General features: G+C 60.7%; 22 protein-coding genes. 9 read left to right on the top strand and 13 right to left on the bottom strand.

All coding sequences use genetic code 11. From position 1 onward, the window contains the following. Positions 1 to 50: 50 nt before the first annotated feature. A complete protein-coding gene (gene rlmKL / locus QZR30_RS16460) occupies positions 51 to 2,315 on the bottom strand; it encodes a bifunctional 23S rRNA (guanine(2069)-N(7))-methyltransferase RlmK/23S rRNA (guanine(2445)-N(2))-methyltransferase RlmL (RefSeq protein WP_046071673.1) in 2,265 nt (754 codons plus the stop codon). Positions 2,316 to 2,858: 543 nt separating this feature from the next. Here rlmKL and rmf point away from each other — a divergent pair. After that, entirely contained in the window at positions 2,859 to 3,074 is a 216-nt protein-coding gene (gene rmf, locus QZR30_RS16465; RefSeq protein ID WP_002553055.1) for a ribosome modulation factor, read from the top strand. 135 nt (positions 3,075 to 3,209) lie between these two features. Here rmf and QZR30_RS16470 read toward each other — a convergent pair whose 3' ends face one another. From QZR30_RS16470 to QZR30_RS16490, 5 genes are all read right to left on the bottom strand, one after another. Next, positions 3,210 to 4,229, bottom strand: coding sequence for a quinone-dependent dihydroorotate dehydrogenase (locus tag QZR30_RS16470; RefSeq protein WP_043047068.1), 1,020 nt, complete (start codon positions 4,227 to 4,229; stop codon positions 3,210 to 3,212). Positions 4,230 to 4,315: 86 nt separating this feature from the next. After that, positions 4,316 to 4,777: a transglycosylase SLT domain-containing protein gene (locus tag QZR30_RS16475; protein WP_046071672.1), complete on the bottom strand. Its 462-nt coding sequence runs from the start codon at positions 4,775 to 4,777 to the stop codon at positions 4,316 to 4,318. Next, positions 4,770 to 5,156 (bottom strand): winged helix-turn-helix domain-containing protein, encoded by a 387-nt coding sequence (locus tag QZR30_RS16480; protein WP_046071671.1) that lies wholly within the window; start codon positions 5,154 to 5,156, stop codon positions 4,770 to 4,772. The genes QZR30_RS16475 and QZR30_RS16480 overlap by 8 nt, the downstream gene beginning before the upstream one ends. Before the next feature lie 164 nt (positions 5,157 to 5,320). Then, on the bottom strand, positions 5,321 to 5,536 hold the full coding sequence (locus QZR30_RS16485; RefSeq protein ID WP_043047071.1) for a FliM/FliN family flagellar motor switch protein: 216 nt from the start codon (positions 5,534 to 5,536) through the stop codon (positions 5,321 to 5,323). Between the two features lie 15 nt (positions 5,537 to 5,551). Beyond that, a complete protein-coding gene (locus tag QZR30_RS16490; RefSeq protein WP_311903691.1) occupies positions 5,552 to 5,794 on the bottom strand; it encodes a hypothetical protein in 243 nt (80 codons plus the stop codon). Between the two features lie 246 nt (positions 5,795 to 6,040). Here QZR30_RS16490 and QZR30_RS16495 point away from each other — a divergent pair, with 246 nt between their 5' ends. The 8 genes from QZR30_RS16495 to cobA all read left to right on the top strand — a co-directional run bounded on the left by QZR30_RS16495 (position 6,041) and on the right by cobA (position 17,321). Next, positions 6,041 to 7,240 carry a CmpA/NrtA family ABC transporter substrate-binding protein gene (locus QZR30_RS16495; RefSeq protein ID WP_311903693.1) on the top strand — a complete coding sequence of 400 codons (1,200 nt, stop codon included), beginning with the start codon at positions 6,041 to 6,043 and terminating at the stop codon, positions 7,238 to 7,240. 13 nt (positions 7,241 to 7,253) lie between these two features. Next, complete coding sequence (locus tag QZR30_RS16500; protein WP_046071668.1) at positions 7,254 to 7,829, top strand: ANTAR domain-containing response regulator; 576 nt, start codon at positions 7,254 to 7,256, stop codon at positions 7,827 to 7,829. A gap of 154 nt (positions 7,830 to 7,983) precedes the next feature. Then, a complete protein-coding gene (locus QZR30_RS16505; RefSeq protein ID WP_311903694.1) occupies positions 7,984 to 9,195 on the top strand; it encodes a nitrate/nitrite transporter in 1,212 nt (403 codons plus the stop codon). After that, positions 9,195 to 10,868, top strand: a complete 1,674-nt coding sequence (locus QZR30_RS16510) for a bifunctional protein-serine/threonine kinase/phosphatase (RefSeq protein WP_311903710.1) — start codon at positions 9,195 to 9,197, stop codon at positions 10,866 to 10,868. The genes QZR30_RS16505 and QZR30_RS16510 overlap by 1 nt, the downstream gene beginning before the upstream one ends. Before the next feature lie 224 nt (positions 10,869 to 11,092). Further along, positions 11,093 to 13,546 carry a nitrite reductase large subunit NirB gene (nirB, locus tag QZR30_RS16515; protein ID WP_046071666.1) on the top strand — a complete coding sequence of 818 codons (2,454 nt, stop codon included), beginning with the start codon at positions 11,093 to 11,095 and terminating at the stop codon, positions 13,544 to 13,546. After that, positions 13,543 to 13,860 (top strand): nitrite reductase small subunit NirD, encoded by a 318-nt coding sequence (nirD, locus tag QZR30_RS16520; protein ID WP_005790365.1) that lies wholly within the window; start codon positions 13,543 to 13,545, stop codon positions 13,858 to 13,860. Before nirB ends, nirD begins: the two co-directional genes overlap by 4 nt. Next, on the top strand, positions 13,860 to 16,568 hold the full coding sequence (locus QZR30_RS16525) for a nitrate reductase (RefSeq protein WP_311903696.1): 2,709 nt from the start codon (positions 13,860 to 13,862) through the stop codon (positions 16,566 to 16,568). Before nirD ends, QZR30_RS16525 begins: the two co-directional genes overlap by 1 nt. A 9-nt stretch (positions 16,569 to 16,577) precedes the next feature. Continuing rightward, positions 16,578 to 17,321, top strand: a complete 744-nt coding sequence (cobA, locus tag QZR30_RS16530; protein ID WP_311903697.1) for a uroporphyrinogen-III C-methyltransferase — start codon at positions 16,578 to 16,580, stop codon at positions 17,319 to 17,321. A gap of 60 nt (positions 17,322 to 17,381) precedes the next feature. Here cobA and QZR30_RS16535 read toward each other — a convergent pair whose 3' ends face one another. The 7 genes from QZR30_RS16535 to QZR30_RS16565 form a co-directional block, all read right to left on the bottom strand. After that, positions 17,382 to 18,362: an OmpA family protein gene (locus QZR30_RS16535; RefSeq protein ID WP_046071663.1), complete on the bottom strand. Its 981-nt coding sequence runs from the start codon at positions 18,360 to 18,362 to the stop codon at positions 17,382 to 17,384. A 107-nt stretch (positions 18,363 to 18,469) separates the two neighbouring features. Beyond that, positions 18,470 to 19,060, bottom strand: a complete 591-nt coding sequence (gene sigX, locus QZR30_RS16540; protein WP_003193286.1) for an RNA polymerase sigma factor SigX — start codon at positions 19,058 to 19,060, stop codon at positions 18,470 to 18,472. A gap of 87 nt (positions 19,061 to 19,147) precedes the next feature. Then, a complete protein-coding gene (locus QZR30_RS16545; protein WP_003193288.1) occupies positions 19,148 to 19,972 on the bottom strand; it encodes a mechanosensitive ion channel family protein in 825 nt (274 codons plus the stop codon). Between the two features lie 2 nt (positions 19,973 to 19,974). Then, a complete protein-coding gene (locus QZR30_RS16550) occupies positions 19,975 to 20,220 on the bottom strand; it encodes a hypothetical protein (protein ID WP_005790375.1) in 246 nt (81 codons plus the stop codon). Positions 20,221 to 20,307: 87 nt separating this feature from the next. Then, the gene (locus QZR30_RS16555) at positions 20,308 to 21,303 is read right to left on the bottom strand and encodes a zinc transporter ZntB (RefSeq protein ID WP_057011909.1); all 996 of its coding nucleotides are present in this window, start codon (positions 21,301 to 21,303) and stop codon (positions 20,308 to 20,310) included. Between the two features lie 25 nt (positions 21,304 to 21,328). After that, complete coding sequence (gene rraA, locus QZR30_RS16560; protein ID WP_046071661.1) at positions 21,329 to 21,820, bottom strand: ribonuclease E activity regulator RraA; 492 nt, start codon at positions 21,818 to 21,820, stop codon at positions 21,329 to 21,331. A gap of 229 nt (positions 21,821 to 22,049) precedes the next feature. Further along, positions 22,050 to 23,039 (bottom strand): alpha/beta fold hydrolase, encoded by a 990-nt coding sequence (locus QZR30_RS16565; protein WP_311903700.1) that lies wholly within the window; start codon positions 23,037 to 23,039, stop codon positions 22,050 to 22,052. Between the last annotated feature and the right edge of the window lie 9 nt (positions 23,040 to 23,048).

Consider the following 23,048-nt stretch of genomic DNA (forward strand, 5'->3'; position numbering starts at 1 on the left):
GCCCCCTCCCACACTGGATACTCAACGCATTCAGAACTTCTGATGTTTAATCAGCGTGCGGTGATTTTCCAGGCCCGGTGGATCTTCGCATTGCGCGCAAAATCCGGATCGATGGTCTTGTCGCTGATCTCCTCGACCGCATAGCGTTCACTGAGGTTGGCTTCCAGCTGGAACTTGCGGAAGTTGTTGGAGAAGTACAACACTCCACCCGGTGCCAGGCGGGCCATGGCCAGGTCGAGCAACTGCACGTGGTCGCGCTGCACATCGAAGATGCCTTCCATGCGCTTGGAGTTGGAGAAGGTCGGCGGGTCGATGAAAATCATATCGAACTCATCGCGGCTGGCCTCCAGCCATGCCATGACGTCACCCTGCTCCAGCCGGTTTTTGTCGGAGAAACCGTTGAGCGAGAAGTTGCGACGCGCCCAGTCCAGGTAGGTCTTGGACAGGTCGACGCTGGTGGTGCTGCGCGCACCGCCCTTGGCGGCGTGCACACTGGCGGTGGCGGTGTAGCAGTACAGGTTGAGGAAGCGCTTGCCCGCCGCTTCCTTCTGGATACGCATGCGCATCGGGCGGTGATCGAGGAACAGGCCGGTATCCAGGTAGTCGGTGAGGTTGACCAGCAACTTCACGCCGCCTTCACTGACTTCGGTGAACTTGCCCTGGGCGCTCTGGCGTTCGTATTGCTTGGTACCGCTCTGGCGCTCACGACGCTTGACCACCACGCGGCTCTTGTCGACGTTGAGTGCCTGGGGAATCGCTGCCAGGGCATCGAACATGCGGGCCGAGGCTTTTTCCGGGTCGATGGATTTCGGCGCGGCGTACTCCTGCACGTGCACCCAATCGTGGTACAGGTCGATAGCCATGGAGTATTCAGGCATGTCAGCGTCATACACACGGTAGCAATCCACGCCTTCACGCTTGGCCCATTTGCCCAACAGCTTGAGGTTCTTTTGCAGGCGGTTGGCAAACATCTGCCCGCCTTCACTCAAGCGCGCCTGCTCTACCACGGGCGCCGGGGCCGGCTTGATCGGGTTGCCGTTCTTGTTGTACTGGCGCTCTACCGGCTCGGTCGGGGCCTGGTCGTAAGCCGCTTGCTCACGCTCGGCCTGGCGCTGTTCCGGGGTACGGCGTTCGCCGGTGACGAACTGATCCGGGTTGACCTTGATCAGCAGCAATTTGCACGGCAATGCGCCGTTCCAGAAGGAATACTGCTTGTGACTGCGGATGCCCATGCGCTTGCCCAGGTCCGGCGCGCCGGTGAACACCGCCGCTTCCCAGCCCATGCAGGCCTGGCGCAGGCGCTCGCCGAGGTTCTGGTAGAGGTACAACAGGCTGGCTTCGTCACCCAGGCGCTCGCCGTAGGGCGGGTTGCAGATCACCAGGCCTTTCTGGTTCTGGTCCGGGCGCGGCTCGAAGGTGCCGACTTCGCCCTGGTACACCTTGATCCAATGGCTCAGGCCAGCGCGCTCGATGTTGTTGCGTGCCGGCTGGATCAGGCGTGGGTCAGCTTCGTAGCCTCGTACCCACAACGGCGGTTTGTTCATGCCGATGGCCGCGCGTTCGGTGGCCTCGCTGTGCAGCTTCTTCCACAGCGCCGGGACGTGGCCCAGCCAGGTGGTGAAGCCCCACAGTTCGCGGTTGAGGTTGGGGGCCATGTCGGCGGCGATCATCGCGCCTTCGACCAGGAAGGTGCCTACGCCGCACATCGGGTCAGTCAGCGCGCCGCCTTCGGCGGCGATGCGTGGCCAGCCGGCGCGGATCAAAATCGCTGCCGCCAGGTTCTCCTTCAACGGTGCCGCGCCCTGCTGCAGGCGGTAGCCGCGCTGGTGCAGGCTGTGGCCGGACAGGTCCAGGGACAGGATCGCTTCGCCACGGTCCAGGCGCAGGTGAATGCGCAGGTCAGGGTTGATTTTGTCGATGGACGGACGTTCGCCGGTCGGGGTACGCAGCTTGTCGACGATCGCATCCTTGACCTTCAGCGCGCCGAAGTGGGTGTTGTCGATGCCCGAGCCATGACCGCTGAACTCCACCGCCAGGCTGCCATCGGGCACCATGTGGTCGGCCCATTCGATATCCAGCACACCATGGTAGAGGTCTTCGGCGTCCTTCATCGGGAAGCGCTTGAGCACCAGCAGCACACGGTTGGCCAGGCGCGACCACAGGCACAGGCGGTACGCGGTTTCCATGTCGGCCATGCCGCGCACAGCCGAGGTGTGCTCGCGGGCTTCCTCAAGGCCAAGCCCGACGGCTTCCTCGATCAGCAGGCCTTCAAGGCCCTTGGGGCAAGTGAGGAAGAGTTCAAAACGGTCCGACATGGGGCATTCCAGGCTTTTCAGCAATAAATGAACGGGCGACGCATCGCCGGCTCGGTTTTCAATCAAGCACTTTTCTTGAAGAGTGCTCGCGTGGCACGAATGTGCCGTTCCACCCCGTCTGACGGGCCCTCGGGCCTTTATTGACGGGGCAGAGAGAACTTTTTAGCGATTACATCCGCAACAAAACGAAATATTCTGACCCTTCGTCGAATAATAACCGACTGCAACAGGCGGAAATTCTCACTAAAGGATTAAACCCTTTCTCTTTGCAGGGCACATCATAGCTGGCTTTGCCCAATAAAAGGGACGAAAAGCCATCCCAGCTTATGGCTATAGCATCGTTATCGTTACGTGCTTATGACAAAACGATCATTGAATCCATGTGACCTATTGGTTAGAACTCAACACAGGTTGGCGCCGTAACGACGCCGACACATCGGCTCGCCACGCCGGCAGCGAGCCCACCAACGGCAGAAAAACTCTGCCCGGCCTTGGACAAGGCCGAAGGATATCTAGACAGTCAACAAGTGAGGGAAACACCCTATGAGAAGACTTAAGCGTGATCCGTTGGAAAGAGCATTTTTACGCGGATATCAATATGGTGTTCATGGAAAATCCCGTGAGCTTTGCCCATTTACTCTACCGTCGGTACGCCAAGCCTGGATCAATGGCTGGCGAGAAGGACGCGGCGACAACTGGGACGGTATGACTGGCACTGCGGGCATACACAGACTCAACGAACTTCACGCCGTCGGCTAATCAGGGCACTTAAATTCCGACACACACCTCTGAATATGTAACGACTTAACCACGCGCGCCCCATCCGGGCGGCGGGCTTCGGCCCAGGGGCTCCTTTATGGAGCCCTTTTTATTACCTGCCGATTAGCGTTTACATCAGCGCAAGGCAGCGATGGCATCCACCGACTGGCGTATCAGCGCCGGTCCCTTGTAGATAAACCCTGAATACAACTGCACCAGGCTCGCGCCAGCCGCGATCTTTTCGGCAGCGTGCTTGCCTTCGGTGATACCGCCCACCGCGATGATCGGCAACCGCCCAGCCAACTCGGCCGCCAGCACCTTGACGATATGGGTGCTCTTGTCCCGCACCGGCGCGCCCGACAGGCCGCCCGCCTCGTCACCATGGGCCAGGCCTTCGACGCCCACGCGGCTGAGGGTCGTGTTGGTTGCAATCACTGCGTCCATCCCCGACTCCACCAGGGCCTGGGCCACCAGCACGGTTTCTTCATCGCTCATGTCCGGCGCGATCTTGATCGCCAATGGCACGCGCTTGCCATGGCGCACGGCCAGATCTTCCTGGCGTTGGCGCAAGGCTTCGAGCAGTTGCTTGAGGGAGTCACCAAACTGCAGGCTGCGCAGGCCCGGCGTATTGGGCGAGCTGACGTTGACGGTGACATAGCTGGCGTGCGCATAGACCTTGTCCAGGCAGATCAGGTAGTCATCCACCGCGCGCTCAACCGGCGTATCGAAGTTCTTGCCGATGTTGATACCAAGGATGCCTGTGTACTTCGCCGCCTGGACCCGCGCCAGCAGATGGTCGACGCCCAGATTGTTGAAACCCATGCGATTGATGATCGCCTCGGCTTCCGGCAAGCGGAAAATGCGTGGTTTGGGATTGCCCGGTTGTGGCCGCGGGGTCACGGTGCCGATTTCGACAAAGCCGAACCCCAGCTGCGCGAACCCATCGATGGCCGCGCCGTTCTTGTCCAGGCCGGCTGCCAGGCCGACCGGGTTAGGGAAATCCAGCCCCATCACCGACACCGGCATTTTCGCCGGGGCCTTGCATACCAGGCCATTGAGTCCCAGGCGGCCACCGGCACCGATCAGGTCCAGGGACAGATCGTGGGAGGTTTCCGGGGAGAGTTTGAACAACAGCTGGCGGGCCAAGGTATACATGGGCGGGCTAGACTCGGATGGCGGCAAAAGGTGGCGCCGATTATAGCCGGGGTGGCGGGCCGCATGCGAGGCGCGCCGCGCTGATCTCATTGACGCTGCGAAACCAGCGCTTCATAACGCACCCAGATCCTTTCCGCGTACCGCAGGCGTAGTGCCTCACGTTGCGGGCCTGGCCCCGGCCCGACGTTGTAGGCACCCACCGCCGTCCAGTTATATCCGAAACGCTGGATAAACTCAGCCAGGATCGAGGCACCGACCTCCACTGACAGGCAAGGCTCGTTCAGCAGACGCTCTTCGGTAATGCCCTGCTTGAGCAAACGCGGCAGGTGGATGCTGTTGATCTGCATCAGGCCGATATCACGCGTGCCGTTGCGGTTGGTGTAGTTCATTGCCTGGGAGCGGTAACCCGACTCTACTGCAGCGATGGCCTGCAACAACTCAGGTTCCAGATCGTATCGCCGGGCCATTTCGTCCCAGCAATAGGCCAGTGCCTGGTTGCTGCCCATCAGCAAGCCGAGCAGCAGGCTCCTGCTCCCCCCCTTAAGCATTGCTGGCCTGACCGCAGAATGAGCACACGTGCACAACGTGCCTTGATGGGTCGCTAACCACCCGCACCGGGCAGGTAAAGCGATACCCCTTGCCGTAGATCGTCTTGATAAATCCTTTGTCAGCACCCAGGTGCTTGCGCAGGGAGTAAATGCATCGCGTCAGTGACTCATCGGCCACCTCGCCCCGGGACCAGGCCAGTTCCAACAAACGGTCCTTGGTCATCAACGTGCCACCGGAGGCCAGCAGCAGACGCAGAACCTGCCCCTCCTTGGGTGGCAACTGAATATCCGCGTGCCCGCCCGTCAACCGGCCATCGCCATGCAAAGTCCAGCGAGCAAAGACCAGGGAAGTCGCAGGTTCAGCAGTCACGACGACCATACACACCTCTGCATTCGACTACTGCCATTCAAAATCCTTATTTCCTGTGCCAGCTCGCGCCAATGTCACAACTATAGAAATCGGCACTTCTGCCCGCGCTAGGACAAAACCCATTCAGCCGACTTTTTTTTGCACCCTCCGGTAGGACAATTCGCTACCCGCTCTTATTGAGAGATCCACTCCTGATAGGTCTCCTGCAACTCCACCCCCAGCCGGTCCTCCAGTTGCACCAGCTCACCCAATGCCATCAGTTGCCCATTGACCCGCACCTCCACACATCGGGTTACCCCTGGATCCAAGGGCAGCACCTTCCCCGGTGCGAACGCAGCCAGACGCTTGCGGCTGATCAGTTGTTCCTGCAACAGTATTTCCAGGTGCATGGACAAAGGCCTTTTTCAGGGGGAAAACTCAGGATCTGTTTGCAGGAACGCACGTTGCACAGGCTCAAGTTGCGCAGTGGTCAACTGCGCCAGCACGGTCGTGGGCGGCAATGGGGCACGGCTGAAGGTGTGCAAGCCTTCATCCCGTGCCAGGTACGCCTCGCACCAGGCAGCTCGACTGCCCAGCAACAACACGCCACAGATCAGCCCGAGGTACAGCCAGCGGTATTTGATCGTTACAGATGAATCAGGGTGCACCGTAGATATTCCCGGGCTGTATGGCTTGAAGAAGCGGCCATACTGCGAGGCGCACGAGGTTCAATCATGATGGAAAGCTGACGGCAGAACCCACCTTCCAGCCCATGGCATGTGCCTTGCTATGCACTCTGTAACAGGCCCGCGCCAAAGACTCGGCGAGCCTACGTACATAGGCGTGGTTACCCTGCAATGGCCTGCACCGCCACCCCAGGGAATCACGGCTTTCCTGGAAAAAGGCAGGTGTTGATGAACGATCCACTGGCTTGGGTAAACGGCAGTGACGCCCCGGAAAAAAGCAGCCTCGACCTGGGCTTCATGGCATTGACCGATTGCGCCTCGCTGGTAGTTGCCGCCACCCAGGGCTTTGCCCAACCCTATGGCCTCACGCTGAATCTCAAGCGCCAGTCGTCCTGGGCCAACCTGCGTGACAAGCTGGTCAGCGGCGAACTGGACGCCGCCCACAGTCTCTACGGGCTGATCTATGCCGTGCATCTGGGCATCGGCGGTGTCGCACCCTGCCCCATGGCGGTGCTGATGGGGCTGAACCAGAACGGCCAGAGCATCAACCTGTCCCGCGGCCTGCAAACCCAGGGTGTGGTCACTCCTGAGGCACTGGAACGCCATGTGCACCAAAGCCGGACGAAACTGACCTTCGCCCAGACATTTCCCACCGGCACCCACGCCATGTGGTTGTATTACTGGCTGGCCAGCCAAGGCATTCATCCGTTGCGGGATGTGAACAGCGTAGTGGTGCCGCCACCGCAGATGGTTGCGCACCTGCAAGCCGGACGCATCGAGGGGTTTTGTGTCGGCGAACCCTGGAGCGCCAGCGCAGTGAAGGAAAATCAAGGCTTTACCCTGGCGACCAGCCAGGCGATCTGGCCCGATCATCCGGAAAAAGTCCTGGGCTGCACCCAGGCCTTCGTCGACGAGTATCCCAATACCGCCCGCGTGCTGGTGATGGCGATCCTCGAGGCCAGCCGGTTTATCGAACAGGGCAGCGAAAACCGCCGCTCCACTGCGCAACTGCTCAGTGCCCCTGAGTATCTGGACGCCCCACTGGACTGTATCGAGCCGCGACTGTTGGGCAACTATGACGATGGCCTGGGCAACCAGTGGCAAGATCCCCACGCATTGCGTTTTTTTGCCGGTGGCGAGGTGAACCTGCCCTACCTCAGCGACGGTATGTGGTTCATGACCCAGTTCCGACGCTGGGGCTTGTTGCGTGAAGACCCTGACTACCTGGGCGTCGCCCGGCAGGTGCAGCAACTGGCGCTGTATCGCCAGGCGGCCGAGACGCTGGGCATTGCCGCCAGCGACTCAGAGATGCGCAGCAGCACGTTGATCGACGGCAAGACCTGGGACGGCTCCGACCCTGCCGGCTACGCCCGCAGCTTTCGCCTGCATGCCCTGGCCGATGACGCCAGCCGCCAAGCGCTGCGCTGAAAGGGGTAAGACAATGCTGCGAATCCTGTTGATCAATGACACTGCGCGCAAGGTCGGGCGCCTCAAGGCTGCGCTGACCGAGGCTGGTTTCGAAGTGATCGATGAGTCGGGGCTGACCATCGACCTGCCCGCACGCGTCGAAACGGTGCGCCCGGACGTGATCTTGATCGATACCGAGTCACCCGGTCGCGATGTGATGGAGCAAGTGGTGCTGGTCAGCCGCGACCAACCCCGGCCCATCGTGATGTTTACCGATGAGCACGACCCGCACGTGATGCGTCAGGCAATCAGGGCCGGGGTCAGTGCCTATATTATCGAAGGCATCCAGGCCCAGCGCCTGCAACCGATTCTTGATGTGGCCATGGCCCGCTTCGAGAGCGACCAGGCCCTGCGCGCCCAGCTTCACGCCCGCGACCAGCAGTTGGCCGAGCGCAAGCGCATCGAGTTGGCCAAGGGCCTGTTGATGAAAATGAAGGACTGCAATGAAGAAGAGGCCTACACCCTGATGCGCCGCCAGGCCATGAGTCGCCAACAGAAACTGATCCAGGTGGCGGAGCAGATTATTGCCATGAGCGAGTTGCTCGGCTGATCTGGCTCAGCTCTTGCTAAACAATCCTGACAGGTAGCCAACGGCGGTTGCCCCTCCACGACAAAGACGTCGCCCATCCGGTTTGCCCCTCGCGAACCTGGTGGCGGCGTTTTTTGCGTTTTGGTCCCCTAGCCCCCAACCGTTGAGGTGCATGATGAAATCAAGCTTTTGGAAATCCGGGCATACCCCGACCCTGTTCGCCGCGTTCCTGTATTTCGACCTGAGCTTCATGGTCTGGTACCTGCTGGGCCCGCTGGCGGTGCAGATTGCCGCCGACTTGCAGCTGACCACTCAACAGCGTGGCCTGGTGGTGGCGACACCGATCCTGGCGGGCGCGCTGCTGCGCTTTCTGATGGGCATGCTGGCCGATAAGCTATCGCCCAAGACCGCAGGTTTGATTGGTCAGGTGATTGTGATCGTGGCGCTGTTCTGTGCCTGGAAACTGGGGATCCACAGCTACGAGCAAGCCTTGCTGCTGGGCCTGTTCCTGGGCATGGCTGGTGCCTCCTTTGCGGTCGCCCTGCCCTTGGCGTCCCAATGGTACCCGGCGGAACACCAGGGCAAGGCCATGGGCATCGCCGGCGCCGGTAACTCCGGGACCGTGTTCGCCGCATTGCTGGCACCGGTGCTGGCGGCCGCGTTCGGCTGGAGCAACGTGTTCGGCTTTGCGCTGATTCCGCTGGTGCTGACGCTGATCGTGTTCGCCTGGCTCGCACGCAATGCCCCAGAGCGGCCGAAAGCCAAATCCATGGCCGACTACTTCAAGGCCCTGGGCGACCGCGACAGCTGGTGGTTCATGTTTTTCTACAGCGTGACCTTCGGCGGTTTTATCGGCCTGGCCAGCGCCCTGCCCGGCTACTTCAACGACCAGTACGGCCTGAGCCCGGTGACTGCCGGCTACTACACCGCCGCCTGCGTGTTCGGCGGCAGCCTGATGCGGCCCTTGGGCGGCGCCCTGGCGGATCGATTCGGCGGGATTCGCACCCTGCTCGGCATGTACGGCGTGGCGGCGGTGTGCATCGCTGCAGTAGGTTTCAACCTGCCGAGTTCTTACGCGGCATTGGCGCTGTTCGTCTGCACCATGCTCGGCCTCGGCGCCGGTAATGGCGCGGTGTTCCAACTGGTGCCCCAGCGTTTTCGGCGCGAAATCGGCGTGATGACCGGACTGATCGGCATGGCCGGCGGCATCGGCGGCTTCGCCCTCGCCGCCGGAATGGGTGCGATCAAACAGAGTACCGGCAGTTATCAACTGGCCCTATGGCTGTTCGCCAGTCTCGGTGTGGTGGCCTGGTTCGGCCTGCATGGCGTGAAGCGGCGCTGGAGAACCACTTGGGGTTCGGCCGCCGTGACCGCCGCACGCGTCTGATGAGCCTGCAACTGAGCGTCGCCCAGGCCAGTGCCATCGGCCCGCGCAGCGAAAACCAGGATGCGCTGCGCGTGGTCACGCCCCTGGCGGAACTGGCGGCGAGCAAAGGCTACCTGTGCGCTCTGGCCGATGGCGTCAGCCAATGCGCCGACGGTGGCCTGGCCGCACGCTCGACCCTGCAGGCCCTGGCCCTGGACTACTACGCCACACCGCAGACCTGGGGCGTGGCCCAGGCGCTGGAGCGTCTGCTGCTGGCGCAGAACCGCTGGTTGCAGGCCAATGGCGGCGGGCAACCGTTGCTGACTACCTTGAGCGCCCTGGTGTTTCGCGGCCGGCGTTTCACCCTGGCCCATGTCGGCGATTGCCGGGTATATCGCTGGCTCGACGGCGAGTTGCAACGCATCAGCGAAGACCATGTGTGGGAACAGCCGGGCATGCAACATGTGCTCAAGCGCGCCCTCGGCCTGGATCAGCACCTGGTGCTGGATTTCCTCGACGGCGAACTGCGCGAAGGTGAATGCTTCCTGCTGCTCAGCGACGGGGTGTGGGCCACGCTGGGCGACGCCAGCATCGGCACGATCCTGCGTGAACAAAGCGACCTCGACCTGGCCGTCAACACCCTGGTCAACGCTGCGCACCTGGCCGGCAGCCAAGATAACGCCAGTGCGTTGCTGGTGCGCATCGACCAACTCGGCGCCGCCACCCTCGGCGACGCCCTGGTGCAGTTACAGCAATGGCCGCTGCCGCCAGTGCTGAAGGCCGGCCAGACCTTTGAAGGCTGGCGAGTGGAGAGCGTGCTGGCCGAGAGTCGGCAGTCGCTGCTGTATCGGGTCCGCGATGCCCAGCATCAACCCTGGCTGCTCAAGACCCTGCCACTGAGCCACGACGACGACGACACCGAAGCGGCCCAAGCCTTGTTGTCGGAAGAATGGTTCCTGCGCCGAGTCGCCGGCCGCGCCTTTCCTGAAGTCCACGCCGCCAGTGGTCGTCAGCATTTGTACTACGTCATGCGCGAATATCCCGGGCAGACCCTGGCCCAGCTGTTCCAGCAGCAAGGCCCGTTGCCGCTGGCGCAGTGGCAGACTATCGCCGAACGTTTGCTGCGCGCCGTAGGCCTGCTGCATCGCCGACAGATCCTGCACCGCGATATCAAGCCGGAAAACCTGCTGCTGGGGGACGATGGCGAACTGCGGGTGCTGGACTTCGGCCTGGCCTACTGCCCTGGGCTGTCTGAAGACCGCGCCCATCTGCTGCCCGGCACCCCGAGCTTTATTGCACCGGAAGCCTTCGGTGGCGAGCAGCCTACGGCGCAACAGGATTTGTATGGCGTTGGTGTGACCTTGTATTACCTGCTGACCGGGCATTACCCCTACGGCGAAATCGAAGCCTTCCAACGCCCGCGCTTTAACCAGCCGGTCAGCGCCAGCCGCTATCGTCCCGACTTGCCGGATTGGTTGCCCCTGAGTCTGGAACGTGCCGTGGCCGTCCTTCCCGCCCAACGTTATGAAACCGCCGAAGAATGGCTGCTGGTACTGGAACAGGCCGACCGCCGCGAACTCAATGTACGACCACGGCCTTTGCTGGAGCGCGAACCGCTCAAGGTGTGGCAGACCCTGGCGGTGGCTTCGCTGCTGATCAATCTGGTGCTGATGTACTGGCTTTTGCACCACTAACGAGCAAAATCCGTCGAGGCGCTATTTAAACGCCCAATAAAACAGGGGGCATGGGAACTTGGCACAGCTGCTGCATTAGCTTCCCCAACAACCCACATACAGCCGCCCCTTCAACGACGAAGGCGCGTGCTTCCCGAGAGAACGGGACCAGGACAAAGGCGTCCTCGCTAGCTGACTAGCGGGGACGCCTTTTTTTGTTTGCGCGTGTTTGGTCGGAGAGCGACATGAAAAAACTCAAGCTGGTGATGATCGGCAACGGCATGGCCGGGGTGCGTACCCTGGAAGAACTGCTCAAGCTCAGCAGCGACATTTATGACATCACCGTGTTCGGCGCCGAGCCCCACACCAACTACAACCGCATCCTGCTGTCGCCGGTGCTGGCCGGTGAGCAAACCTTCGAAGAGATCGTACTCAACGACCTGGACTGGTACCTGGACAACAACGTCAAGTTGCTGCTCAACCGCAAGGTGGTGCAGATCGACCGGGTCAAGCGCAGAGTCATCGCCGAAGACGGTACTGAGGCCGAATATGATCGCCTGCTGGTCGCCACCGGTTCCACGCCGTTTATCCTGCCGATCCCCGGCAACACCCTGCAGGGCGTGATTGGCTACCGCGATATCGCCGATACCCAGGCCATGATCGACACCGCCAAGACCCACAAGCATGCGGTGGTGATCGGCGGCGGCCTGCTCGGCCTGGAAGCTGCCAATGGCCTGATGCTGCGTGGCATGCATGTAACCGTGGTGCACCTGGGCGAATGGTTGCTGGAACGCCAGCTGGACAAAACCAGCGGCCAACTGCTGCAGACCGAGCTGGAAAGCCGTGGGCTGGTGTTTCGCCTGTGCGAACAGACCCAGGCCCTGCACGACGCCGGCAATGGCCGGGTCGGCTCGGTGCAGTTCAAGAATGGCGACATCATCCCCGCCGACCTGGTGGTGATGGCCGCCGGTATCCGCCCCAATACCGAACTCGCGGAAAAGTCCGGCATCCCCTGCAACCGTGGGATCCTGGTCAATGACACGATGCAAACCTACGATCCGCGCATCTACGCCATCGGCGAATGCGCCAGCCATCGCGGCATCGCCTATGGCCTGGTGGCGCCCCTTTTCGAACAGGCCAAGGTCTGCGCCAACCATCTGGCCCAGCTGGGTTTTGCCACCTACAAGGGCTCGGTCACCTCGACCAAGTTGAAAGTCACCGGCATCGACCTGTTCTCCGCCGGCGACTTCATGGGCGCAGAAGGTACCGAGACCATCACCCTCTCCGACCCGATCGGCGGCGTGTACAAGAAGCTGGTGATCAAGGATGACATCCTGGTCGGTGCCTGCCTGTACGGCGACACCGCGGATGGTGGTTGGTATTTCCGTCAGATTCGCGAGAACCACGCCATTGGCGAAATTCGCGATCACCTGATGTTCGGTGAGAATGCGCTGGGCGACGTCGGCCACCAAGGGCAGGACAAGGCCATGAGCATGGCCGACAGCGCCGAAGTCTGTGGCTGCAACGGCGTGTGCAAGGGCACCATCGTCAAGGCGATCCAGGAACAAGGCTTGTTCAGCGTCGACGAGGTGAAAAAGCACACCAAGGCCGCCAGTTCCTGCGGCTCCTGTGCTGGCCTGGTGGAACAGATCCTGATCAACACCGTGGGCGGTGCCGCCGACGTTAAACCCAAAAGCGAAAAGGCCATCTGCGGCTGCAGCGATCTCAATCACGGGCAGATCCGCCAGGCCATCCGCGAGCAGCACCTGCTGACCATCGACAGCACCCTGCGTTACCTCAACTGGCGCACGCCCAATGGCTGCGCCACCTGCCGCCCGGCCCTCAACTATTACTTGATTTCCACCTGGCCCGGCGAGGCCAAGGACGACCCGCAATCGCGGCTGATCAACGAGCGCGCCCACGCCAATATTCAGAAAGACGGCACCTACTCGGTAGTCCCAAGGATGTGGGGCGGAGTGACCAACCCCTCGGAGCTGCGCCGAATTGCCGACGTAGCCGACAAGTACAACGTGCCGATGGTCAAGGTCACGGGCGGCCAGCGTATCGACCTGCTCGGCATCAAAAAGCAGGACTTGCCGGGCGTATGGAAGGACCTGGATATGCCGTCAGGCCACGCCTACGGCAAGTCCATCCGCACCGTGAAAACCTGCGTGGGCAGCGAGTTCTGCCGATTCGGCACGCAGAACTCCACGCAACTGGGCATCGAGCTGGAGCATGACCTGTTCAATATGTGGTCGCCCCACAAGGTCAAGCTGGCGGTCTCCGGCTGCCCACGCAATTGCTCGGAAGCGGGGATCAAGGATGTCGGAATCATCGGCGTCGACTCTGGCTGGGAGATGTACATCGGCGGCAATGGCGGGATCAAGACCGAAGTCGCGGAGTTCTTCGTCAAGCTGAAAACCGCTGAAGAGGTGCGCGAATACAACGGCGCGTTCCTGCAGCTGTACCGTGAAGAAGCTTTCTACCTGGAGCGCACGGTGCACTACCTGCAACGGGTTGGCATGGAGCATATCAAGAAGGCGGTGCTTGAGGACCCGGCCCGCCGCAAGGCCCTCAACGAGCGCCTGCAGTTCTCGCTGTCATTCGAGCAGGACCCGTGGAAAGAGCGTCTGGAACAGCCGCTGCTGAAAAAGGAATTCGACGTTATCGCTGTCAAACAGCTGGAGGTCTCGCTATGAACTGGCTGGATATCTGCGCCCTGGATGAAATCAACACCCTGGGCTCGCGCATCATCAGTGGGCCGAAAGGCGACATCGCGATTTTTCGCACCAGTGACGACGAAGTCTTCGCCCTCGACGACCGTTGCCCGCACAAGGGCGGCCCGCTGTCCCAAGGCTTGATCTACGGCAAGCGCGTTGCCTGCCCGCTGCACAACTGGCAGATTGACCTGGCGTCCGGCGAAGCCCAGGCCCCGGATATCGGCTGCGCCCACCATCACCAGGCCCGGGTGGAAAACGGTCGGGTGATGCTGGCCCTACGGGACGCTGGTTGATGAACCGCCAGACCACCGCGTCCACCTGCTGTTATTGCGGGGTGGGCTGCGGCGTGCTGATCGAGCACGACGGCGTGCAGATCCTCGGCGTGCAAGGCGACCCAAACCACCCGGCCAACTTCGGCAAGTTGTGCAGCAAAGGCGCGAGCCTGCACCTGACCGGCGACTTGAGCGCGCGCGCCCTGTACCCGCAATTGCGCCTGGGCAAGGACTTGGCACGCACGCGCACCGATTGGGGCACCGCCCTGGAACACGCGGCCACTGTGTTCGCCGACACCATCGCCGAACATGGGCCCGACAGCGTGGCGTTCTATATCTCGGGGCAGCTGCTGACCGAGGATTACTACAGCTTCAACAAATTGGCCCGGGCCTTGGTTGGCACCAACAATATCGACAGCAACTCACGGCTGTGCATGTCTTCGGCCGTGGTCGGCTACAAACGCAGCCTGGGCGCCGATGCACCGCCGTGCAGCTATGAAGACCTGGAAAACAGCGACTGCGTGATGATCGTCGGCAGCAATATGGCCTACGCCCACCCGGTACTGTTCCGACGCCTGGAGCAAGCCAAGGCGCAACGCCCGCAGATGAAAGTGGTGGTGATTGACCCTCGGCGTACAGACACCTGCGATTTGGCTGACCTGCACCTGGCAATCCTGCCGGGGACGGATGTGGCGTTGTTCCATGGGATCTTGCATCTGCTGCTGTGGGAAGGCTGGATCGACCACGCCTTTATCCAGGCCCACACCGAGGGCCTGGCCGAGCTGAAACGCCTGGTGCATGACTACACGCCGCAAATGGTCACGCAGCTGTGCGGCATCAGTGTCGAGCAGTTGCGCCTGTGCGCCCAGTGGATAGGCACTTCCAGTAGTTTTTTGTCGCTGTGGTGCATGGGGCTTAACCAATCCACTGCTGGCAGCGCGAAAAACAGCGCATTAATCAACCTGCACCTGGCCACGGGCACCATTGGCCGGCCGGGCTGCGGGCCGTTTTCCCTGACTGGACAACCGAATGCCATGGGTGGGCGCGAGACCGGCAGCCTATCCAACCTGCTGCCGGGCCATCGTGACGCAACCAACCCAGAACATCGCGCCGAGGTCGCGCGTTATTGGGGCGTGGATCAACTGCCGGCGCCCACCGGCCTCACTGCGATCGAACTGTTTGAACAGGTGCAGGCCGGCAAGATCAAGGCCCTGTGGATCGCCTGCACCAACCCTGCCCAATCCCTGCCAGACCAGAGTGCCGTGCGCGCAGCCTTGGCGGCGTGCCCGTTCGTGGTGCTACAGGAGGCGTTCCGCACCACCGAAACCGCCGCCTATGCCGACCTGCTGCTGCCGGCAGCCAGTTGGGGCGAAAAGGACGGCACCGTGACCAACTCCGAACGGCGCATTTCCCACGTACGCCATGCCATCGACCCACCGGGAGAGGCGCGGGCGGACTGGGCAATCACCGTGGATTTCGCACAGCGCCTGGAACAGCGCCTGCGGCCCGGCGCGCCCAGCCTGTTCGCCTTTGAAGAGCCGGCGCAGTTGTTTGATGAATTCAAGCAACTGACTCAAGGCCGTGACCTGGACTTGTCGGGGATCAGTCATGCCCTGCTCGACCAGCTTGGCCCACAGCAATGGCCATTTCCCGAGGGCGCGCAGACGGGTACGCCGCGCCTGTACACCGACGGTATTTTCCCCACGGACGATGGCCGGGCGCGGTTTATCGCCGACCCTTACCGCGCCGCCAAGGAACAGCGTGACGCACGATTCCCCCTGACCCTGATCACCGGGCGCCTGCGCGACCAGTGGCATGGCATGAGCCGCACCGGCACGGCCGCGCAGTTGTTCGGGCATGTCAGCGAGGCATTGTTGGGCCTGCACCCGGACGAACTGCGTCGCCATCGTTTCAAAGAAGGTGACCTGGTCAACCTGAAAAGCCGTCGAGGCAATGTGATCGTCGCCGTCAGCAGCGATGACAGCGTGCGCCCCGGCCAGGCGTTCCTGCCTATGCATTGGGGCGACCGCTTTCTCAAGGGTGGCGTGAACGTTCTCACCCAACCGGCGTTCGATCCACTGTCCAAGCAGCCGGAACTCAAGCACAGCGGCGTACGCCTGGAAGCGGTGCAACTGCCGTGGCAGCTGTTTGCGCTGATCGAGGGCGATGTGCAGCAACACTTCGAAGCCCTGCGCCCGCTGTGTGAGGGCTTTGCCTACGTGAGCCTGAGCCTGGCCGGACGTGAGAGACCAGCGCTGCTGGTGCGGGCGGCACATACCGAGGCACCCGACCTGCAACAGCTGAACCGCATTGACCAACTGCTGGGACTGGACGACGGGCCGGTCATGGCCTACGACGACCCGCGCCGCTCAATCGGCAAGCGCGTGAAGATCGAGAAGGGACGCATCACCGCCCTGCGCCTGGCCGGCGAAACCCTGGCCCGTCACTGGCTGCAAAGCCTATGGCTGGAAGGTCGCGCCGACGAACAGCTGCGACGCTGGCTCCTGGCGCCATTAAGCGCGCCACCAGGCGGTGCGGCGGCCAGCAGCAAGATTTTGTGCAACTGCAAGAACGTCAGTGAAAACGCCGTATGCGCAAGTATTGCCCAGGGCCTGGACCTGGACGGCCTCAAGCAGGAACTGGGCTGCGGCACGCAATGCGGCTCCTGCGTACCGGAAATCAAACGTCTTTTGGCCAGCACCCCGCAGCCAATCGCAATTAGTGTGTGAGGGAACAACATGAGCGCAAAAGTGTGGCTGGTAGGCGCCGGGCCCGGTGATCCGGAATTGCTGACCCTCAAGGCGGTCAGGGCCCTGCATGAGGCGGATGTGGTGCTGATTGATGACTTGGTCAACCCGGCAGTACTGGAACACTGTAACGCTGCACGGGTGGTGACTGTCGGCAAGCGCGGTGGCTGCCGCTCCACGCCCCAGGAATTTATTCACCGCCTGATGCTGCGTTATGCACGCCAGGGTAAATGTGTGGTGAGGCTCAAGGGCGGCGACCCGTGCATCTTTGGTCGCGGTGGTGAAGAGGCGCTGTGGCTGCGCGAGCACGGCGTTGAAGTTGAATTGATCAATGGCATCACAGCAGGGCTGGCGGGTGCGACCAACTGCGATATTCCGTTAACGCTGCGCGGTGTCAGTCGCGGGGTGACATTGGTCACCGCCCATACCCAGGACGACAGCCAACTGAACTGGCGCGCGCTGGCAGAAGGTGGGACCACCTTGGTGGTGTACATGGGAGTGGCGAAGCTGGAGGAAATTCGTCAACAACTGCTGGACGGTGGCATGGCGGCTGATATGCCCGTGGCGATGATCGAAAACGCATCGCTGCCCCGGCAGCGCGAATGCCGCAGCGAGCTGGCGCGGATGCATGAGGACGCGCAGGCATTCGCCTTGAAAAGCCCGGCGATCCTGGTGATTGGCCACGTTGCTGCTGCCGCACAGACGGCTTGTGTCGCTGCAGCGGCCAGCGCCTGAGGCAAATTACAGGCGAAAAAAACCCGGCCTAAGCCGGGTTTTTTTATAAAGCCAGGCTAATTACTTAGCAGTGGCTTCAACAGCAGCTTCTACGCGACGGTTAACAGCGCGGCCAGCTTCAGTTGCGTTGTCAGCAACTGGGCGGGACTCACCGTAACCTACGGAAGTGATGCGGCTTGGAGCTACGCCATCTTTAACCAGGACTTGCTTAACAGCGTCAGCACGACGCTGGGACAGCTTCTGGTTGTAGGCGTCTGGACCGATGGAGTCAGTGTGACCAGCAACTTCTACGTTGGTGTCTGGGTACTGAGCCATGAAGTCGGCCAGGTTTTTCACGTCGCCGTAGCTGTTAGGCTTAACAACCGACTTGTCGAAGTCGAACTTAACGTCCAGCTCAACACGAACAACCTGAGCAACCGGAGCTTCTGGCTCTGGAACTGGCTCTGGAGCTGGTGCTGGGGTAGGAGCTGGAGCAGCTGCGCCAGCGTTACCGCCGAAGTTCACGCCCAGGCCAACCAGTGCGGAGTAGTCCCACTTGCCGTTGTCCAGACCGTAGTCAGCTTCAACACCAGCACGTGCGTACAGGTTGTTGGTGAAGTAGTACTTCACGCCGGTACCGATGGTAGCGAAAGTGGTCTGGTCGCGACCGCTGTGGCCATCAGCCTTGACGTTGGTACGGCTCTGGTGGCCGAAACCGCCTTCAACGTATGGACGCAGGCTATCAACGCCAGCCTGACCGAAGTGGTACTGGGCAACGAGGCTGCCAGTGTCACCTTTGATCTTCTGGTTGCCAGTGCCGTCGTTCGAACGGGTGTGGTTGGTCTTGTCGTACGACAGATTCAACGACAGATCGTCGGTCAGGAAGTAACCAATGCGAGCGCCTGGGTTGAAGCCGTCTTCGATGTGCTTGACGCTATCGTTGTACTGCTTCTTGTAGAACAGCTCGCCTTCAACTGCGCCTTGGCCTTGTGCCAGAACGCCGAAAGAAGTAGCGGCAATAAGAGAACCAATGGCCAAGCCCAAGGTGTTTTTCAGTTTCATCCGTTAAATCCCCATCTGGTGATTGTAAAGCAGTCCCACAAACCGGGGGACAACTCGGCGACAAGTCTAACAGAACTTGCCTACACGTAAGAGATATTTGCTACGCACTAAGTTTCAGTCTCGCCCGCAAATTTCTCACGTAATTTATCAAGAGCACGTTTGTAACGCATTTTTGTAGCACTCAAGCCCATATGCATGATGTCAGCGATTTCCTGAAATTCCAGCTCTGCGACAAAGCGAAGCACCAGAATTTCTCGGTCAATCGGGTTCACATGCACCAACCAGCGATCAAGTCCGCCCTTCTCCTCGGGTGCCGGCGCCTTTTCCTCAGACGCCTCCTCAAGGGGGTCCAGACTCAAAGCGTCCATCAAGCGACGCTTTCGCCGTTCCTTCCGATACTGCGTGATGCACTCGTTGTACGTGATGCTGTACAGCCATGTCTTGAACTTCGATTTGCCCTCGAAGTTCTTCAGGCCGTAGAGCACCTTGAGCATCACTTCCTGACAGACATCATCCGCATCTCTATCGTTCCCCAAATACCTTGAACAAACGTTGAACAGAGTGCGTTGATACCTGCGCATCAATTCTTCGTACGCACGTGTTACGTGAAACAGCTCCGTGTGCGAGCGCGCGACCAACTCCTCATCAGAGAGCTCACGTGGGTCATAGCGCGTGGACAGCGTTTGGGCTTTATTCAAAACAAGTCGTGCCGACAGTCAGGTCAATGTCCGTTGCAACCCGGTCACCCGGGTTCGCGGCGGCGTACATTAGCAGGGTTTTCCGGATTAGCGGCTACTGACCTGCTGCTCAAGGAGAATCCTGTTGGACAGCGACACCAGTTCCCCGTCATCGGTCAGCACGGTTGTCTTGACTGTGCCGATCTCCTCGATTTGCCCTTCGACCTCGCCCACACGCACCTGTTGCCCAACTTGATACAGCTCACGCACATAGATTCCCGCAAGAATCTGGCCGGCAATTTCCCGGCTTCCCAAGCCCATGGCCAGCGCAACGGCCAGACCAACGGTAATCAAAACAATCACAATCACGTGGTTGAGCAGGTCAGTCTTGACCTCCAACTGGCTGATCGCGACAGAAATACTGATGATGATCACCAGCCCCTGGGCGATTCGCCCCAAGCCTGCCGCATAGTCCAACCCCACGCCTTCGGCGGCCCCGCGCACCAGCCCGTTGGCCAGTTGCGCCAGTAAAACCCCCACCAGCAGCACCAGCGCGCCACCGAAGACTTTCGGCAAATACAGCGCCAGCATGTCGAGCGTAGCTGAAACTCGCTCAAGTCCAAGGGATTGAGCCGCAGAAACCAGAAAAATAAGTAGAACGAACCAGTAGACGATCTTGCCGATCAGGGTCGAAATCGGCACTTGCAACCCTGCCCGGCCCAGCAACTTGGTAAGGCCGGTGCCGGCCATCAGGCGATCCAGCCCCAGTTTCGCCAGCAACTTGGACAGCAGGGTATCGAGCAACTTGGCCACGACAAAACCCAGCAATACCAGGACCAGGGCGCCAAACAGGTTGGGAATGAAATTCGCCACCTTGGTCCACAATGCGGTCATCGCGGTGACCAGGCTCTGGGTCCAGAGATCAAGTTCCATATTCAATCAGCCTTATCAGCAGTGCGAGCAAGAGGTTTACGACGGGAAACCGGTGAAACATGGGCCGAACCGTTGTTCAGGGCCATCATCAATGCCGGCAGCCAGCGCCCGAGCAGACCGAACAGATCTCCCGCCCCGACCTGACGGTTGGCGGTTTTCAGTACGCGACCCAGGCAAGCATCGTCATCACGGTTGGATGGCGAGGCATTGAGCATGTCACGCAAAGACTGTTCGAACGGATCGTGCATAAGAGACCTCTCGCAAGTGTTTTAAAAGACGAGGGTAAATTTCATGGGGTCACATCGGCCCCTTCTTACGTTCAGCTCATATTCAGGTCAAACCCAGCGCAATCGTCGAAATAACCACCACTGCCCCAGTGCCACAGAGACCATCAACAGGCAGGCAATCATGAATCCATAAGGGCTGGCAGAGAACGGAATACCCCCCACATTTATACCGAGCAAACCGGTGAGAAAACTCATCGGCAAGAAGATCCCGGTAATGATCCCAAAGCGGTACATGGTGCGGTTCATGCGCACGCTCAAGCGCCTATCTTCGGCCTCAAGCACAAGCCCCACGCGCTCTCGCGCCAATTCCAGCTCTTCCAGGTAACGGGTCAGGCTGTTGTGCAATTCATTCCAATAGTCGGCATCGTCGTCACAAAACCACGCCAGTTTGATCCGCGTCAGCTGGGCGAAAATATCCCGCTGCGGCGCCAGGAAACGCTTGAGCCCTGCCGCTCGCCGACGGATCTGCAAAACGCTGCCGTGCTCCGGGGTATACCGTTCGTCGGCATCGAGTTTTTCTTCCTCGGCATCGACGATTTCAGATAAGGACGTGACCAGATCCTGCACTTTATTGGTCAGGTACTGGGCCATATAAAGGATGAGTTCAGACGCAGTCCGTGGGCCCTTACCCTCCGCCAATTGCACCAGCAGCTCATCGGTCGCACGCAGCGGGCGCAAACGCAGGGAAATCACCCGGTTGGCGGCGGCGAAGATGCGTACCGAGACCATGTCCTCGGGCTCGGCGCCTGGGTTGAGGTTGATCCCGCGCAGAAACAACAGCAATTCGGCGTCCGGCAGCGGCAACAGCCGTGGGCGAGTGTTCTCTTCCAACAGCAGGTCGCAGGCAAACTCGCTCAGGCCGCTGGATTTGCGCAGCCAGGTCTGGGTCTGGGGATGGCTGCGATCCCAATGCAGCCACAGGCTTTCATGGGGCTGCACTTGCAAATCGTCGAGCTCAGTCCGGGCAATCGAACGCGCACCGCCTTTACCGTCCAGCACCAGGGCATGTACCAGCCCCCATTGCGCGTTCTCTTCCTCGAACATCCTCACCCCTATCGGCTACTGCGGTTTATTCAGGCATTTTCAGCGGGCTGGGCGATACGATCACGCCGTTGTTATCGGCATAGATGTACTCGCCCGGGCGGAACGTCACGCCTGCGAACGTCACCACCACGTTCAGGTCACCCAGACCACGCTTGTCGGTTTTCATCGGGTGCGAGGCCAGCGCCTGCACGCCCAGGTCGGTCTGGGCGATAACGTCGACATCACGGATGCAACCGTAGATCACCAGCCCTTCCCAACCGTTTTTCGCGGCTTTCTCGGCGATCAGGTCGCCCAGCAACGCACGACGCAGGGAACCGCCGCCATCGACCACCATGACTTTGCCGGCGCCAGGCTGGTCCGCCTGCTCCTTGACCAGGGAGTTATCTTCGAAGCATTTGATGGTGACTATCTCGCCACCAAAGGAGTCTCGGCCACCGAAGTTGCTGAACATCGGTTCCACTACCTGCACCAGCTCCGGGTAGGCGTCACACAGGTCGGGGGTCACGTAATGGTTCATCGAGAAACTCCTGTCGTCAAAGAAGAGGTCAAACATCCACGCTGTACATCAGGAAAACGCGCCGCGACAGGCATTCTTTAAGTGCGTGTCGGTCAGCGGCGGCCATGATCAGATCCACCTCGGTGCAACGCAATACACGTTGCGCGACTGAATATGACCAGAAGTGCCTGGCGCGTCATATCTTAGCCGCAACCACTCAAGAGTGAAACGCCCTTGGTAGAGCGTTTCGTCAAACCGCCGCGGCCATGTCGGGCTGCGTACCGAATAAAGGTGTCAGCGGGTCTCGCAACCAACGCTCCACCAATGGCCATACTTCGGCCTGCGCGGCCTTGCTGACCAGCATCTGCACATGTCCAAAATCCTCACTGAAACCTTGCTTGCGCCCCAGACACAGGTACTGACGATGCTCGCTGCCGACTTGCTCGAAGAGCTGGCGGCACGCCCAGTCAGGGTCTTGACGATCACCGGCCGCACTGACCGCCAGCAGTGGCACGTCGACCTCTGCCAGGCCCTTCCACCAATCACGCTCGGCATCGCCAAAACGGCCAAACAGGCCGTTCCAGCGCATCGCTTCGATTATCACACCGGCCGGCTCGTCCTCCGGGCCGCGCTTGAATCGCGGGCCGGACACCTGGGCAAGGCGCTTGAGGATAAAACGCCCGCCCCACTCCACCGGTGGAATTTTCAACGGCCAATGGGTGCGACTGACCTGGCAGCCGAACAAGGCCACCGACGCTACCATTGGCGCCCCCAGGTGTTGGCCACCCAGGGCCGCCGCCAAGGTCGTGGCACCCAGTGAATGCCCGACCCAATGGGGGATTTGCCCGCTTTGCTCACGCACAAACGCCCCGATGGCCGGCAAATCGTAGCGTGCGTAATCAGCGACACGGTTTCTGGCGTAGTCCTGGTTACGCTTGGACAGGCCATGCCCGCGCATTTCCGGGATCCACACATCAAAGCCCCGGTACGCCAGGTAAGCGCCCAGGCCAATGCCTTTGGGGGAGTACCAGAAGCGTCGATTGGAAAAACTGCCGTGCAACAAAATAATCGGCGTGCCCCGGTTTTCAGGGACATTGGCCAGGCCCAAACGGGTCACCGCCAGTTCGACGGTGCCGTCGGGACTGTTGCCGGGCTTGAGCCGGTACACATCTTCACTCAGGTCGCCACGACGCTCAGCGCTGATCAAGGCGACAGGAAATAGTTTGCTGCTGCTTTGCATAATGCTCTT

It is taken from the genome of Pseudomonas sp. rhizo25 (assembly GCF_031931935.1).
Classification (GTDB): Bacteria; Pseudomonadota; Gammaproteobacteria; order Pseudomonadales; family Pseudomonadaceae; genus Aquipseudomonas; species Aquipseudomonas synxantha.

Excerpts from the sequence above, each read along its gene's own strand:
- QZR30_RS16480 (WP_046071671.1), bottom strand. The coding sequence starts at position 5,156 with ATGGTCGTCGTGACTGCTGAACCTGCGACTTCCCTGGTCTTTGCTCGC.
- nirD (WP_005790365.1), top strand. The coding sequence starts at position 13,543 with ATGAACTGGCTGGATATCTGCGCCCTGGATGAAATCAACACCCTGGGC.
- nirB (WP_046071666.1), top strand. The coding sequence starts at position 11,093 with ATGAAAAAACTCAAGCTGGTGATGATCGGCAACGGCATGGCCGGGGTG.
- QZR30_RS16500 (WP_046071668.1), top strand. The coding sequence starts at position 7,254 with ATGCTGCGAATCCTGTTGATCAATGACACTGCGCGCAAGGTCGGGCGC.
- rlmKL (WP_046071673.1), bottom strand. The coding sequence starts at position 2,315 with ATGTCGGACCGTTTTGAACTCTTCCTCACTTGCCCCAAGGGCCTTGAA.
- QZR30_RS16550 (WP_005790375.1), bottom strand. The coding sequence starts at position 20,220 with ATGCACGATCCGTTCGAACAGTCTTTGCGTGACATGCTCAATGCCTCG.
- QZR30_RS16495 (WP_311903693.1), top strand. The coding sequence starts at position 6,041 with ATGAACGATCCACTGGCTTGGGTAAACGGCAGTGACGCCCCGGAAAAA.
- cobA (WP_311903697.1), top strand. The coding sequence starts at position 16,578 with ATGAGCGCAAAAGTGTGGCTGGTAGGCGCCGGGCCCGGTGATCCGGAA.
- QZR30_RS16505 (WP_311903694.1), top strand. The coding sequence starts at position 7,984 with ATGAAATCAAGCTTTTGGAAATCCGGGCATACCCCGACCCTGTTCGCC.
- QZR30_RS16470 (WP_043047068.1), bottom strand. The coding sequence starts at position 4,229 with ATGTATACCTTGGCCCGCCAGCTGTTGTTCAAACTCTCCCCGGAAACC.
- QZR30_RS16535 (WP_046071663.1), bottom strand. The coding sequence starts at position 18,362 with ATGAAACTGAAAAACACCTTGGGCTTGGCCATTGGTTCTCTTATTGCC.
- QZR30_RS16555 (WP_057011909.1), bottom strand. The coding sequence starts at position 21,303 with ATGTTCGAGGAAGAGAACGCGCAATGGGGGCTGGTACATGCCCTGGTG.
- QZR30_RS16525 (WP_311903696.1), top strand. The coding sequence starts at position 13,860 with ATGAACCGCCAGACCACCGCGTCCACCTGCTGTTATTGCGGGGTGGGC.
- QZR30_RS16485 (WP_043047071.1), bottom strand. The coding sequence starts at position 5,536 with ATGCACCTGGAAATACTGTTGCAGGAACAACTGATCAGCCGCAAGCGT.
- rraA (WP_046071661.1), bottom strand. The coding sequence starts at position 21,820 with ATGAACCATTACGTGACCCCCGACCTGTGTGACGCCTACCCGGAGCTG.
- QZR30_RS16475 (WP_046071672.1), bottom strand. The coding sequence starts at position 4,777 with ATGCTTAAGGGGGGGAGCAGGAGCCTGCTGCTCGGCTTGCTGATGGGC.
- QZR30_RS16565 (WP_311903700.1), bottom strand. The coding sequence starts at position 23,039 with ATGCAAAGCAGCAGCAAACTATTTCCTGTCGCCTTGATCAGCGCTGAG.
- rmf (WP_002553055.1), top strand. The coding sequence starts at position 2,859 with ATGAGAAGACTTAAGCGTGATCCGTTGGAAAGAGCATTTTTACGCGGA.
- QZR30_RS16545 (WP_003193288.1), bottom strand. The coding sequence starts at position 19,972 with ATGGAACTTGATCTCTGGACCCAGAGCCTGGTCACCGCGATGACCGCA.
- QZR30_RS16510 (WP_311903710.1), top strand. The coding sequence starts at position 9,195 with ATGAGCCTGCAACTGAGCGTCGCCCAGGCCAGTGCCATCGGCCCGCGC.